At 37.6% G+C, this 13,843-nt stretch carries 12 protein-coding genes and 1 pseudogene; all 13 read left to right on the plus strand.

What is annotated here, in order from left to right:
• Positions 1–182: pseudogene (locus HMPREF0666_RS14985) on the plus strand (IS1380 family transposase); the annotation flags it as partial.
• A gap of 394 nt (positions 183–576) precedes the next feature.
• Positions 577–813, plus strand: a complete 237-nt coding sequence (locus HMPREF0666_RS14990; RefSeq protein WP_157600298.1) for a hypothetical protein — start codon at positions 577–579, stop codon at positions 811–813.
• 10 nt (positions 814–823) lie between these two features.
• Positions 824–2,944: a dynamin family protein gene (locus tag HMPREF0666_RS14995; protein WP_009013225.1), complete on the plus strand. Its 2,121-nt coding sequence runs from the start codon at positions 824–826 to the stop codon at positions 2,942–2,944.
• Positions 2,945–3,092: 148 nt separating this feature from the next.
• The gene (locus HMPREF0666_RS15000; RefSeq protein WP_009013226.1) at positions 3,093–3,617 is read left to right on the plus strand and encodes a hypothetical protein; all 525 of its coding nucleotides are present in this window, start codon (positions 3,093–3,095) and stop codon (positions 3,615–3,617) included.
• Entirely contained in the window at positions 3,614–7,123 is a 3,510-nt protein-coding gene (locus tag HMPREF0666_RS15005) for an ATP-binding protein (RefSeq protein ID WP_009013227.1), read from the plus strand. Before HMPREF0666_RS15000 ends, HMPREF0666_RS15005 begins: the two co-directional genes overlap by 4 nt.
• The gene (locus HMPREF0666_RS15010) at positions 7,120–7,683 is read left to right on the plus strand and encodes an HNH endonuclease (protein WP_009013228.1); all 564 of its coding nucleotides are present in this window, start codon (positions 7,120–7,122) and stop codon (positions 7,681–7,683) included. The genes HMPREF0666_RS15005 and HMPREF0666_RS15010 overlap by 4 nt, the downstream gene beginning before the upstream one ends.
• Before the next feature lie 43 nt (positions 7,684–7,726).
• A complete protein-coding gene (locus HMPREF0666_RS15015) occupies positions 7,727–8,113 on the plus strand; it encodes a hypothetical protein (protein ID WP_042856489.1) in 387 nt (128 codons plus the stop codon).
• Between the two features lie 223 nt (positions 8,114–8,336).
• Positions 8,337–8,552, plus strand: coding sequence for a hypothetical protein (locus tag HMPREF0666_RS15020; protein ID WP_050803256.1), 216 nt, complete (start codon positions 8,337–8,339; stop codon positions 8,550–8,552).
• Between the two features lie 476 nt (positions 8,553–9,028).
• Positions 9,029–9,511: a phosphohydrolase gene (locus HMPREF0666_RS15025; protein ID WP_009013231.1), complete on the plus strand. Its 483-nt coding sequence runs from the start codon at positions 9,029–9,031 to the stop codon at positions 9,509–9,511.
• A 33-nt stretch (positions 9,512–9,544) separates the two neighbouring features.
• Positions 9,545–9,850, plus strand: a complete 306-nt coding sequence (locus tag HMPREF0666_RS15030; RefSeq protein ID WP_009013232.1) for a DUF262 domain-containing protein — start codon at positions 9,545–9,547, stop codon at positions 9,848–9,850.
• Positions 9,851–9,883: 33 nt separating this feature from the next.
• Positions 9,884–10,369 carry a hypothetical protein gene (locus HMPREF0666_RS18285; RefSeq protein ID WP_009013233.1) on the plus strand — a complete coding sequence of 162 codons (486 nt, stop codon included), beginning with the start codon at positions 9,884–9,886 and terminating at the stop codon, positions 10,367–10,369.
• A 3-nt stretch (positions 10,370–10,372) separates the two neighbouring features.
• Positions 10,373–11,917: a hypothetical protein gene (locus tag HMPREF0666_RS15035; protein WP_009013234.1), complete on the plus strand. Its 1,545-nt coding sequence runs from the start codon at positions 10,373–10,375 to the stop codon at positions 11,915–11,917.
• 186 nt (positions 11,918–12,103) lie between these two features.
• A complete protein-coding gene (locus HMPREF0666_RS15040; RefSeq protein ID WP_009013235.1) occupies positions 12,104–13,816 on the plus strand; it encodes an RNA-directed DNA polymerase in 1,713 nt (570 codons plus the stop codon).
• The last annotated feature ends 27 nt before the right edge of the window (positions 13,817–13,843 follow it).

Raw genomic sequence — 13,843 nt, forward strand, 5'->3', positions numbered from 1 at the left:
CCATTATTCAAAGACTTGACGTAAAGAAGTTCGGACTCAATGTAACAAGTCGCATAAAAGCGTTTGTCTTCAGGTTTATCTCTGTACCAGCCAAGTGGATCAAGACATCAAGGCGGTATGTGCTGAATATCTATACCTGTAATTATGCTTACGCAGATGTTTTCCAGACTGATTTTGGATAGTGCCTACAACTTATGGGAATGATATTGTGTATTGCCTCAAGTCACATTGTGGGGTAAGGGGATATTGTAGGCAGAAGTGGGTGCTTCAAGTTCAAATTATCTGCAAATTCAGTAATGAGAGGACGTGTAAACGCAATAAGAACCTTCAAGGGCTTAGTTGCGGATTTGAGGTCATAAACAAATAACAGAAGAGGTTATTAAAAAGGGTAATTATGATGCCGTCCTTTACATTTCAAATTGTCAGTACTTTGGTACAAACGACGAGCATAACTTACTCGAGTTCTTAAAATTAAATGTAACAAAGCCTATATTATTTATCCTAAATCAACTTGATGTATTTAATCCTGAAGAAGATTCAATTCCTAAAATGTTGAACGATTACAAGTCTGATCTTATGAAAATTGGATTTAAAAATCCTACAATAATACCAATTTCTGCATATGCGTCACTTCTGTTCAGATTAGATTCTTCATGTTTAACTAAAATAGATGTCATAAAAAATCATAATATGATTGAACTATTTAAAGAAAAATATTATCATCTTCCTCAATATATTGGACAAGAATTTTCGTCTGAATTAATAGAGATGACTGGTATAAAAACTTTAGAAACGGAAATAATAAGAATTTAATACATAATATATGAAAAAAATTCAAATTAAGTACAACCCATATATTGTCGATACAGAAATCATTGTGGATGGGGAAAAACCAAAAGCAAATAGTGCTTTAAATGTCAAAAAGAAAAGACTTCAAGAATGGGTTGAAAAGTTCCCTCAAATCGTACTAGAAGAATATCGTGATAGCAATATAACGATCGATTTTACAGGAACAGTATCTGATTATGAAGATATTGTGTCTTCATTCAATGTTTATAAAGAAAAATTGTCTGTAACATTTAACTTTAATAAAACAGCAGATATAACAGATGTAGAGAAAACAATTGATAAGATATTTGAAGAAATCAAAAAAGGGCCTATTGCTGAGTTAAAAGATAAGAAAATCATTAATGCCTTTGAGAAAGCAAAAGATTCTAAGTTTGAGATAAATGTAGTGGCAACAATGAGTTCTGGTAAGTCAACACTTATCAACGCTTTGCTGGGACAACAACTTATGCCTGCAGCAAACGAAGCTACAACTGCGACTATTGTAAAGATTATCGACACAGATCAAGATAATTTCTCAGCTGTTGCATACGACAAATCTAGTCAAGTTGTTACGAAACTAGACAACGTTACATTGGAAGATATGCAAGCTCTAAATGCAGACAAAAAGGTCTCTACTGTTGAAATTAGAGGTAAGATTCCTTGTGTTTCATCTGTTGGTATGAAACTTGTATTAGTTGACACTCCGGGACCCAATAATTCTCGTGATAATAGTCATGAGGAGATGACGTACAAGATGATTTCAGATTCTGACAAATCTCTTGTCCTATATGTCATGAATGGTCAGCAATTAGGTATAAATGATGAAAAAATCTTTCTTGACTATGTGTGTAAAAGCATGAAGGACGGTGGTAAGAAGGCACGTGAACGTTTTATTTTTGCTGTAAATAAAATGGATGCATTTAGCCCAGAGCCACAAGACGATGGTCCAAAATGTATCACAAATGCCCTTAATAATGTCAAATCTGGTCTTGAAGATAGAGAAATTTATAGCCCCAACATCTTTCCTGTATGTTCTCTCCCCGCTTTACAAAAAAGGGCTGGATTTCAAGGAAGACGTGCACGTGCTATTACTAATTTCAAGGATATGTGCAAAGATTATGATGTAATGCACTTTGAGAAGTACTATGAGTACAATAATCTTCCTCTAACAGTTAGGAGGCGTCTTGATGATTTTATAGGTCAAGCTAGTAGTGATGACGATAAGCTGGAAGTTCATACTGGTATAGTTTCTATTGAACAAGCGATTGCTCAATATATCAACAAATACGCACGCACAACTAAAGTTTTTGATTTAGTTCAATCGTTTAATGAAAAAATGAATGAATTGGCAGCAGTCGCACATCTTGAAGATGCAATCAGAAAAGATAAAACGGCAAAGGCAAGACTCGAAAAGCAAATAGAAACAATAAATGCTCATATTCGGTCCGCTAAAAATGCTAAAGACAGATCTGAAAAGATTGATAAAATTGACTTGACGACAATTGTTGAGAACCGTGTAGAATCGTACATGACTGAAATAAAGAATAAGCTCAGTGTAATGATGTCAGGATGCTCTAACAAAGTCGAAAAGATAAAGGCACAACAACAATGCGCAGAACTAGAGAAAGAGTGCAAATCGATTTCAGTTCAAATTAAGGTTCAGATAGATAAAATACTTGAAGATGCTTATAAGGACACAATTACAAAGATTTTAGAAGATTACAAGCGTTATCTTACAGAGTTGAATATATGTGTTGACTCAGGTACTCTTTTATTCAATCCAGCAAATCTCGTATCTAGTTCTTTAGCCGATTTATCTTCAATCATAGATGAAAAGACTGAAACGGAAGATGAGAGTTATTACAAAGAGAAATATAAGTGGGTTCCTTCTCAAAAGAAGTGGTATAATCCTTTTTCATGGTTTAACGAAGGAGCGCATTGGGAGGGAAAAATTATAAAAAAAATTGTTGACTATGTTGATATGAATGAAGTAGCATCTGATTATATTGTCCCATTCCAAAAGAGCTTAGATAGTACAAAAAATGATGCAATCAATCACGTGCATTCAGAAACTCAGCGTTTGAAGGACTATCTTAAGGGTGAATTAGAAAAATAGACAAAGTCCTTGAACAGAAGTTGGATGCACTTTCTAAAACAGAAGCAGACAATATCGCAAAAACAGAAGAGATTGCCAAGAAGGAGAATAACCTTCAATGGCTTGAATCAATACAGAGAAAAATTAATAGTATTATAAATTTCTAAGTATGAAAGCAAAATTTATTAAAGCCGTTGAAAATGGGGACCTGGTAAGCGTCCGTCTTTTCATCTCAAATGAGCTTATGCTCGATCCTCGTGGAAAAAGTTTTTCAGAAATGAAGAAATTTGCTGAATCAAAATTTAGTAATTTATACGATGTCGATGACGCCAAGTCTTATACATCCACGGAAACAGAATGGAACGAGATACTTTTATTTTCTATCAAGAATGATTTGGACAATAACTTTTCAAAGGAAAAGTTGACAATTTATGAGAATGTTGCCAAGCATGTTTTAAAGGATAAAGCCGACCAACTTAACAAGGAAGAAACGTCTTGCTCTCAAAGAAAATATTCGGAGAATGTAGACAGAGAACAAAAGAAAAACAATAAAAAACTTTATATGGGCATTACAGTTGGCGGTGCAGCTGTTGCTGTAACAGGCTTATGTCTTTCTCGAGTCGTTCTTGCTTCTTTTGGATTTGCTGGAGTATTTATTGGTGGCATCTTGCTATATAATGATACACGGAAATGAGTACTGTTTACGATAATAAGAAAAATGTCAAGTTCCTTGATGGGGGAATGTCACATTCTTCAGAAGTTTCGCAGTCTGCAGTCGTACAATCTGTTAGAGAAAATGAAGAGTTAATCTCTTTGCAACCATCAGAAGATCATTCGTTTGATAAGATTAAGAAAGAAATGACTTCTTATCAAGAGCGTGCGTCTCATGCTATGGAGTTAGTGGATGATATTGTACTGAAAAATTATCTTACAAAATTATCTATGTATGAAGTTGTTCCATGTAACGATTTGAATACTGATAATATCATTCTTTTTAAAATTAACAAAATGGTTTATGAAAAGGATGAATATGTAACAGATAAGTTTATAAGTGTTGTTAGTGCAATGACCTATACAAATAGCTCTATATATTTGATAGTTGATGGACATGAGTCAGGCACAAACTTTTATTTAGGAATCAAGACTGAAGACGAGAACCGTCAAAAGAGTACGATTGCTGAGACTTTCAAAAGTTCAATTTTAGGACAATTCCCTGGTGCTGAAATAGAAGATTACTCTTATGTAAAAGTTAATTCTGAACATTCAAAACAGGATAAGTTACTACATAGAATTACTGAAGCTGCTAGTGTTAGCTCATGTGTTGGAATTCCTTCTTATAAGAATAGTAAAGGTGAGTACACTAATGCAAATTTTATTCAAGGAATAGAAAAATTTGCTTCTGCTATGCAGGGAAAAGAATACACTGCAATAATTCTAGCATCAAATGTACCGCAGAATGAAATTTCTGAAATAAGAAAGAACTATGAAAAAATTTATACAGAGCTCTCAGCTGTAGCGACAAAACAACTTGCGTATAGTACTAACGAGTCATTGGCCAATGCTATAAGTAGAACAAAAGGAACTACGGACACTCATACTGTTAGTGTAGCAAAGTCAGAAGGTGACTCAATTACACATACTGAATCAACTGCTGATACAGAAACAACAGCAATATCTCATTCTGAATCTGAGAATAAAGAGAATATGCTCGGTAAGATTGGTAAAACTTTGGCTTTTGTAGGTGGTACTGTTGCTAGTGTGGCTGTTGTTGCAGCAACAGGAGGTGCAGCTTTGCCCGCAGTAGCGACAGCTGGTATAGCTGCGTTAGGTGGTGCTGGCGGTGCAGCTACTGCCGGAGCTGCGATGGGTATTGGCGGAGCTGTTTTGGGTATGGGAAGTAAGTCTAAATCTAAATCTGATAGCATTACTAGAACAAAAAGTATGTCACATACGACATCTGATGGTGTGACGCATACAGAAACTGAGACAACAACTATCAGTGATGCTCATTCTGATTCTTTCAGTGAAACCGATGGAACAACTTCTACAGTTGGTACTTCCAAGAATTTTACAATAACAATTCAAGATAAGCACATCCTTGAAATTCAAAAAAGAATTGATAAGCAACTTGAAAGAATAGAGATTTGTGAAAGTACAGGACTTTGGTCAACCGGTGCGTATTTTTTATCGTATAACACAGATAGATCTACAGCAGAAATAGGTGCTACTATTTTCCGTTCAATTATGCAAGGTGAACAGTCTGGCGTTGAAAATTCAGCAATAAACACTTGGTATCCAGATGTAGAGTCAAATTTCAATAATATTGTACATTATATAGGAGCATTGTCTCATCCATTGTTCTTGTATGACAATCCTTTAGATAATACTAAGTTTGAAATACTTCCAACCTCATTATTAAGTAGTAAGGAATTAGCAATCATGATGGGATTACCTAGGAAATCTGTTCCTGGACTTCCTGTGATTGAACACATTTCTATGGGCAAAGAGGTCGTAAGGTTAAATAAGTCTGATTCAATTGAACAATTACAATTAGGTTGTATTTTTGATCAAGGAATTGAGCGCAAGAACAATATCGTTCATCTTGATGCTAAGAGTTTGACTCAACATACTTTTGTAACAGGTTCAACTGGATGCGGAAAAAGTAATACGATTTATTATCTAATAAAGCAAATTAGAAATCAGGTAAATGCACCAAAGTTTATGGTTATTGAACCTGCAAAGGGCGAATACAAGAATGTCTTTGGAAACGAGCACATCTATGGTACAAATCCATTGAAGACTCCTTTGCTTAAAATCAATCCATTCCGGTTCCCTGAAGGTGTTCATATCCTAGAGCACATTGATCGACTCGTTGAAATTTTCAACGTATGTTGGCCTATGTATGCAGCAATGCCTGCTGTTCTTAAGGAGGCAATACTCAATTCCTATGAAGAATGTGGATGGGATCTATATAATTCTACCAACAAATACCCAAACAAACTCTTCCCAACATTTGCAGACCTGCTAAATGAATTGGTACTTGTCATTAATACGTCGGCATATTCAGAGGAAGTAAAAAGTAATTATCAAGGATCATTAGTGACCAGAGTAAAGTCACTAGACAATGGACTATGCAAACAAATATTCTCTGGGCAAGAACTGGGAGATGCTGCATTATTTGACGAAAATGTCATAGTCGACCTAAGCAGAATTGGTTCTCAAGAAACAAAATCGTTAATTATGGGGATACTCATTATGCGCCTGAATGAATATCGTTCTAATAGTAATATTCATCATAACAGTAATTTACGTCATATTACTATTCTTGAAGAGGCACATAATATTCTCAAACGTGATTCGGTAGAACAGAGTAGTGAGGGAGGAAATATTGCAGGTAAAAGCGTAGAAATGATTTCAAATGCTATTGCAGAGATGCGTACCTATGGTGAAGGTTTCATCATTGTTGATCAATCACCTGGCGCTGTCGATGCATCTGCAATACGAAACACGAATACGAAGATTATCATGCGCCTTCCTGATGATTCTGACAGAAAAGTTGCAGGAAAAGCTTCTGGAATGAAGGACAACCAGATTGATGAAATTGCAAAGCTTCCTACTGGAGTTGCAGTCGTTTATCAGAATGATTGGGAGGAACCTGTATTATGTAAAATAGGTAAGTTTGATGAACAAGAAATTATCTTTGAGTATATTCCAAATTATCAAGAAGATAATGAAAAAAGTAAGAATTCTACATTAAAAGCTGAGATTTTAAAATTTCTTCTCTGTGGTCGTATTTCAAACGAGATTGATTTTAATATTGATAATATCGGGTTCAACTTGAACAAGGAAGATTTAACAACCCATTGCAAGATCTGTCTCTATGAACTTCTAAATGAATATAAGAAAAATAATGAACTTCATATCTGGAAGGATAATAATTTTGAATCTCTTTCACAATTGGTAACTAACATACTTTCTGCCAAATATGAAGTCAAAAAGATTGCTAGTTCTACTGGTAATTTTGTTGAATTAACATATAATTTAATCCGATTAATTGATGAAAAAGTAGAAGGCTTACCAGAAGATCTTAAATTGGTTGCTTCACAATGTTTGATGAGAGATTATTCTTTATATGGTGATGTCGAAAAGAATATTTATAACGCTTGGTATCAAACTATTAAAATTAGCAGATTATCATGATAAATCCGTTTAACATATCAGAAATTAAACCTATAGAATCTCCCTTGGTAGAGTTGTCGAAAGGATTCGAACTTTTACCAGATAGAGAACTGAATAAGTCTTTAGGAGAGAAATCAATGGGTATAATCCCGCGAAATGGTGGAAAATGGTCGGGTGAGCCAGGTAATTCTACATGGAAACCAGATCCAGAGATAACGCCAAGTAACAGGAACTATTCAAACACTGAAGGGAAAACATGGGGTGAGATTTTGGATAAATATGGTATAGAAGGTATACATTTCAATAACGGAGAACCTGATTTTTCCGAGATTAGCAAAGCTACTGTCAAAATTGATGATTTCTCTGATGCAAGATATGGAGCAGGAGGTAATTTCGATCAAGCTGATAAAAAAATTGCGCAACAAATAGGTTGCACAAAAGAAGAAGTTCGTCAATGGCGCATAGAAAACAATTATACATGGCACGAACGAAGCGACTGTAAAACAATGGATAAAATACCTCGTGAAATACATGGTAATATTGCTCATAGTGGTGGAATTTCAAAAATGAGAAATCAATAAATATGGAAGATAAAGTTTTCGGCACATTGTCCTTCCGATTCGGTTGGACAAAAAAGAACAAATAAGATTCTTTGATAAGTTGTATAATGTTCGTATACGTACATCCAGTTTAAAAGACGAGTTACCTACAGAAATCCAACAACACTCCTATCTTAGCTTTGAAGCAGAAAAAAATACAATTTGTGAAAAGGCAAAAATCTTGATAGACAACTTTATAGATGTTAACAAAGAACAAATATCTGAACAGCTTGGTATACAAGCTATTGAAAATTTAGCGACTTTGCTTACTCCATACGAGGTGTTATTTTTCAAAAATGGTAAATATGCAATACTATTTCAGACAAAATGGTCTGAGAGTGACATGTGCATATTATGTGATGGAGCAAACTTAAAAGTTGACGAAGGATATATTTTAGAGTTTGAATATTGATACCGGCATTTGAATTGCCGCAATCCATCAAATGTATCTTGGTGTAGGAAGTCAGATAAACAAAGGTGAACGCCTAACGATGAATATCCATACAATAGGCGTTCAACCTGTAACTATTCAGCGGTATTGACCAGTCTGTATTCTCTCCTCTAAAATCTTCGTAAAAAGGCAACAAAGAAGCTTGTTTTTACATATTTCAGAAAGTATTTATACCTTTACATCTATGGAAGAGCAAGTTACGGACATATCAAAAGTATTACAAGGCATAACGGAAGAGATGCGACTGTTGCGTGAAACTGTCAATCAGCAGTATGCCGAGATTATCAAATTGAACCGTAACATAAATGCTCTGAACCTCCAAATTCGCAAGAAAGATATGGAACTTACAAAATTACGAGAACACTTGGCCAAGTATGAAAACTCTGATAAGAACTTCTAACAACTGCAGTACTCCCCAAGCAAGGAGCGTATGAAGGATGAGGTTGTCAGAAGAACAAGAAGCCTCCGCAAGCCAAGTGGTAAGAAACTGGGAGGACAAAAAGAACATGATGCGCATAAGTGGTCTTGCTCTTCTGTCCTGACGAAATAATTGATGAGGTACTCAACTATTGCACTCGTTGGGGAGATCTTTATCAGATGCAGAATGTGTGCTTAAAATTTCTATACAGACAACTATAAACCCATTGGAATCTTTATCTCTATAACTGCTCTAATCCGCTCATCACATGAAAAATACTACTTGGTACAATTTCGTCATATATTATTGCTACCAGTAGCATGTCAAGTAGAATATACCTATGAATTATTTTCTATTAATGCTTAACAGGACTGATATATTCACAAAAAAGATGTACCTTTGTATTGTGAATAGTAGATAGTGAAGAGATTCTATTACATATAACTTAAATTTTAACTATGTTAGTCAACAAGGAAGAAAACATCGTACAATGTGCTGCTGAGTTAGCTCGTGAGTTACACAAAGGACAGGTGGACAAGGCTGGGATTGATTATTTCACTGGCCATCTTACAGCTGTTGCCCAAATGGGCAGTACATGGCAAGAGCAGGCTGTGGGTTATCTGCACGATGCAAGTGAAGATACTCCCTATTCCGTTGAGGAAATGCTTAACTTGTTAGATGATAAATTAGGAACTCCCTTGTCAGATACCGATAGGCTTGAACTTGCCGATGCTTTACATTTGCTCAATCATCACCTTGCGCCTGATAGGGAAACATATATTCATCATATAAAAGAGAATACCCTTGCAACTGCCGTAAAGATGCACGACCTTACTCACAATATGGACCTTTCTCGAATTCCTAACCCTGTGGAGAAGGATTATGAACGTGTTGAACGATATAAGCAAGAGTTTGCTTACTTAGGTGAGCTTAAAAATTAATTTTCATCTATAAACAGCTTCAATAAAACAATCATGACCGAAAAATATAACGCTTCTAACATTTCTCTCGATCAAATCTTAAATTACATAAAGTCTGGAGAGATTGCTATACCAGAAATCCAACGCCCATTCGTATGGAAACCTCGGCAGGTTAGAGACTTGATAGACTCACTTTACAAAGGTTATCCTACTGGATATCTGATTATTTCGCAAAGTCCTGATATGAAGTTGAAAGACGGGAGTTTAGATTCACAGGCTATCGCCGCTCACTTAAAAAGTCCTTCTATTATGCTCAGGCACCGCCCGATACCTGGCATCCTCCACTTACAGACATTATAAATAATGTATAACCTTCAAACAAAAAAGTATTCAATGGAAAAGAATATACCACGCGCCTCTATCCATGTTGGCGCAGACAAGAAATCGTTCTCTGCCCAGATGGGTAACGAGGCAGAGCGCAGAGGTTGGGACGAGAAACGTTACCACTCCAAGAATGCTGAGACGGAGAAGAACAACCACTACAAATTCTCACGCAAGCATCTTAACTTTGAAATCGTCAAAGGCTGTAAGATAATGCCCCTGGGCTCCAATCCCACCCAACTTCATCAACGCCTACAGTTGCGTTATGATGAGTTGGGCTTCAAACCATACATGGATGCCAACCATCCCGACCAGATTGCGAAGAATTGTCCGAACGGATTGGTGAACATCATCTTCGGTGGTGACCACGATGTGATGAAGAAACTTGCCTTTGGCGAACAGCAGATAGACACCTCTGACCCATACGCTGACAACAGCCACATCAAACTGATGCCAGCCATCTACGAGTGGGCCAAGGACACCTATCAGTTCTGCTGACGTATGTGGGGCGAGGAAAACATCATCGGCTTCGATGTTCATTGTGATGAGACTGGTGTCCATGCTCATGCCTTGACCGTTCCTGTAGAGCAGGTCAAGAAGCGTGGACGCATTGGCAGTCAGTACGTCAACAAGGACAATCCCGACAAGGTTCTGCCAACGAAAGAGTGGAAGGCATTACCCAAGGAGGAACGTAGCAACTACATCAAGACAGAGGCAAACAAGGGTATGGTCGAGCGTGTATCGCATGCTAAGGTATGGGGAGAGACAGCCAAGGACAAATCCGAATATCTCTCTGACCTCCACACAAAGTACAATAATGAGGTGGGCAAGAAATATGGCTTGGAGCGAGGCACCCCATATCATGAACTCTCTGAAGAAGAGAAGCGAGAGCGCAGACACAAAAGCAAGGTTGTTCTGGAGGCTGAACGTCAGGCGAAACAGGCTATCACAGAGGCAGAGAAACTGAAAGCAGAGATTGAAGCAGAAGCATCTATTGCTACTCAACAGAAAGAGGAAGCTCAGAAAGAACTGAAGACTGCCCAGTCTGGCTTTCTTGCCAAGATCTTCCAGCCAGGCAAGTACAAAAAGGAAGAGGCGACAAAACTCAAAGAGTCGTATGATGCTGGGGTTAGGGAAACCATTGGCAGTTTCATCAAGGCTGCTGGACTAAAATGGAAAAGCGAGCCCAATGCTGAGAGTCTGGGACGGCAGTACCGCATGTCATGGGACACGAACAAGAACCTTTCCAATGAATTGAATACCAAGGAAGGAATCATCTCATCAGAAAATGTTGAAATCCGTGGACTTCGTGCTAAAGTAACCACTCTCACAGAAAATGTGAATGGACTCAAATATTGCTTGACACTCATTGATGAGAACGCCGCTATGCGACTACGTAATGCCAAGAATGCCGAAACTGCTCGTGCCGACAAGGCTGAGAGTGAACAGCACTCGCTTCGGTCAACTTACCAGAACCTCTTTGAAAAGTGGAATGCCTTTTGGAATGAACCTGAGTTCAACGAGGCAGCAAGGAAGGTAAAGGAGCGCAAAGAGCGTGAGGCTCGACTTGCCGCAGAGAAGCAAGATCGATACCAGAACATTCTCAATCGTTTCATCGCAGAAGGACGTGCTGCCCTCAGAGCATTCGCACTTACTACAAGGACAAACTTCAACGACAAAGAGGCTGCATCCATCTACTATGGCATCATGGCAGTTGCCTATAAGATGGAATTGAACCTTGGTACAAAGGAAGGTATTATCTCGGCCGTCAACAACTTCCTTGAAGGAGTGTCATGGGGTGATTGCTCAAAATTCAATAAAGAGAGTGTCACTAACTGGACACATCTATTTGCAGAACGGGATGTAACTTACAATCCATCCATCATAGATAACTTTATCTCATTCGTTGACTATATGTCATGCAGTGCAGAAGCCTACACCTCACTTGGTGGCTCCAATGGCTGTGCCGACCAACTCACAAATTGGGATGGTACGATGAAACTCGGACTAGAATCTGCAACAAAGAAGAAAGGACAATCTTATTGAGGCTAACAAAGCAAATAAGTTAGAGCGATTTGCAGCAAATTGCGTCTGCAAATCGTTCTCAACTGTCAAAATGTAGCTAAAAAGCGAAGAATCTTCTCGTAATTTGGTTATATTTCAAAAATTATGATTATCTTTATGGTCAAAATCTGACAATTCTACGCGAGAATAATCACAAATGATACAAAGATGAGTAAAACCGCTAATAATATACTAACTTTGAATCATGATGAAGCGATGGACTTCTTCATGAAATCTGAGCAATACCATGGATTTGAAATACCGGAGTACTTTACGTTTGATGAAGTTCTGAAGTATGTCTGCGAGAAGGTCGGAACCACTCCCTATGAGGAGTGTCTACAAAAAGGCATTTCTATAGAGTCTCTCTCTGATGTGAATCTTGACATACTGCTCAACAAGGATGGACGCTATGCCGTTCGTCCTATTGTTCTTGCAAATCCTTTCCTTTACTATTTCCTTGTTAGGGAAGTTTGTTGCGAAACCAACTGGCAGGTAGTAAAAAATTTGTTTGAGAAGTATAAGGTCCCGCATATAACATCTTGTGCAATTCCAGTCATCCCTAACGAGAAAGAGCCGTTCCATAAGGCAACGACTATCAACAATTGGTGGAACAGTATGGAGCAACGTTCCATTGAACTGTCATTGGAATATCGCTATATGTTTGTGTCGGATATCACAAATTGTTATGGTGCTGTCAATCCTCAGACATTCGATTGGGCTTTTTCTCTCAAAGACACAACCAGTGCAACTGACGTTCAAAGCCCGATAGCTCATAACATACAGAAGATCCTGCGAGCTTTCCAGCATGGTCGAAACATTGGTATTCCACAAGGTAGTGCCATCTTTGACTTTGTGGGCGAGATAATACTAGGTTATTCCGACCTTCTGTTGCACGAAGCATTGCAGGCCAAAGCTAAAGAATACGCGGATAAAGGTAAAGTATTCCCAGCATACGAGATTATCCGCTATCGAGATGATTACCGTATCTTCTGTAGTAATAAAGATGCACTTGAAGACATCTCATACATCTTACAGGAGGTATTAGAGCGACTCAACTTCCGCATGAACAGTCAAAAGACAAAGATTAGTGACAGCATCGTGACAGATGCAGTTAAGTCCGACAAATTTGCCTATATCTACAATACTCCCATTTTTAACAAAAAAGGTGTTGACTTCGATAGCTTCGAGAAACATTTGCTCAACATTCTCATGTTTTCTCGCCAATATCCCGACAGTGGTTCTATTAGGATAATGCTTTCGGACATTGACAAAAGAATCGAAGAGCATCTGAAATCGCTCGAAGAGAATAACAACTCAAAGGCAAAAAATTGGGAATCTGCTGACCTTGGCGAAGATACAAAACCTGCTAAATCAGAAGGTATATTTTCGGAACTGAAAAACGACAAGCGACCTAAATATATTCCTGGTGGCAGTGTACGAGCCTTGTCTGCTATCTATGTCCAGATTGCTCTTGAAAATGTTGGTTGTGTACATTATGCCCTCCGAATAATTAGCCGTATGATTAACTCGCTTAAGGACATGATAGAAAAGCAATCTATCATTGATTTGGTGTACAACAAACTCTGCAATCAACCCAACTCTGACTACAACCAGCTTTGGCTTCAGAACATGACCTATACTCAGGACAAGAATACAGGAAGATCACCATATTCACTACGACTCTGCCAACTCGTAATGGGGAACAGTGAAATCCCCTTATGGAACAATGATTGGTTAAAGGCTGTATTTGTGAATGGTTTGCCTCATGATTCCATCGTCAACAAGGATACCTTGAAGAAGGTTACACCAGTGATTACATTTAGGGAGACGAGGGCATATTATGAAACCATAGAAGAGTATATTGATACGACAAATAAATAGAATTGAAAAATTATACTAAAAGAGAAT

It is taken from the genome of Prevotella sp. C561 (assembly GCF_000224595.1).
In the GTDB taxonomy this organism is placed as follows: domain Bacteria; phylum Bacteroidota; class Bacteroidia; order Bacteroidales; family Bacteroidaceae; genus Prevotella; species Prevotella jejuni.

Bases quoted from the DNA above. Each gene is read 5' to 3' on its own strand.
- HMPREF0666_RS14990 (WP_157600298.1), top strand. From the start codon at position 577: ATGAAAATTGGATTTAAAAATCCTACAATAATACCAATTTCTGCATAT.
- HMPREF0666_RS14995 (WP_009013225.1), top strand. From the start codon at position 824: ATGAAAAAAATTCAAATTAAGTACAACCCATATATTGTCGATACAGAA.
- HMPREF0666_RS15000 (WP_009013226.1), top strand. From the start codon at position 3,093: ATGAAAGCAAAATTTATTAAAGCCGTTGAAAATGGGGACCTGGTAAGC.
- HMPREF0666_RS15005 (WP_009013227.1), top strand. From the start codon at position 3,614: ATGAGTACTGTTTACGATAATAAGAAAAATGTCAAGTTCCTTGATGGG.
- HMPREF0666_RS15010 (WP_009013228.1), top strand. From the start codon at position 7,120: ATGATAAATCCGTTTAACATATCAGAAATTAAACCTATAGAATCTCCC.
- HMPREF0666_RS15020 (WP_050803256.1), top strand. From the start codon at position 8,337: ATGGAAGAGCAAGTTACGGACATATCAAAAGTATTACAAGGCATAACG.
- HMPREF0666_RS15025 (WP_009013231.1), top strand. From the start codon at position 9,029: ATGTTAGTCAACAAGGAAGAAAACATCGTACAATGTGCTGCTGAGTTA.
- HMPREF0666_RS15030 (WP_009013232.1), top strand. From the start codon at position 9,545: ATGACCGAAAAATATAACGCTTCTAACATTTCTCTCGATCAAATCTTA.
- HMPREF0666_RS18285 (WP_009013233.1), top strand. From the start codon at position 9,884: ATGGAAAAGAATATACCACGCGCCTCTATCCATGTTGGCGCAGACAAG.
- HMPREF0666_RS15035 (WP_009013234.1), top strand. From the start codon at position 10,373: ATGTGGGGCGAGGAAAACATCATCGGCTTCGATGTTCATTGTGATGAG.
- HMPREF0666_RS15040 (WP_009013235.1), top strand. From the start codon at position 12,104: ATGAGTAAAACCGCTAATAATATACTAACTTTGAATCATGATGAAGCG.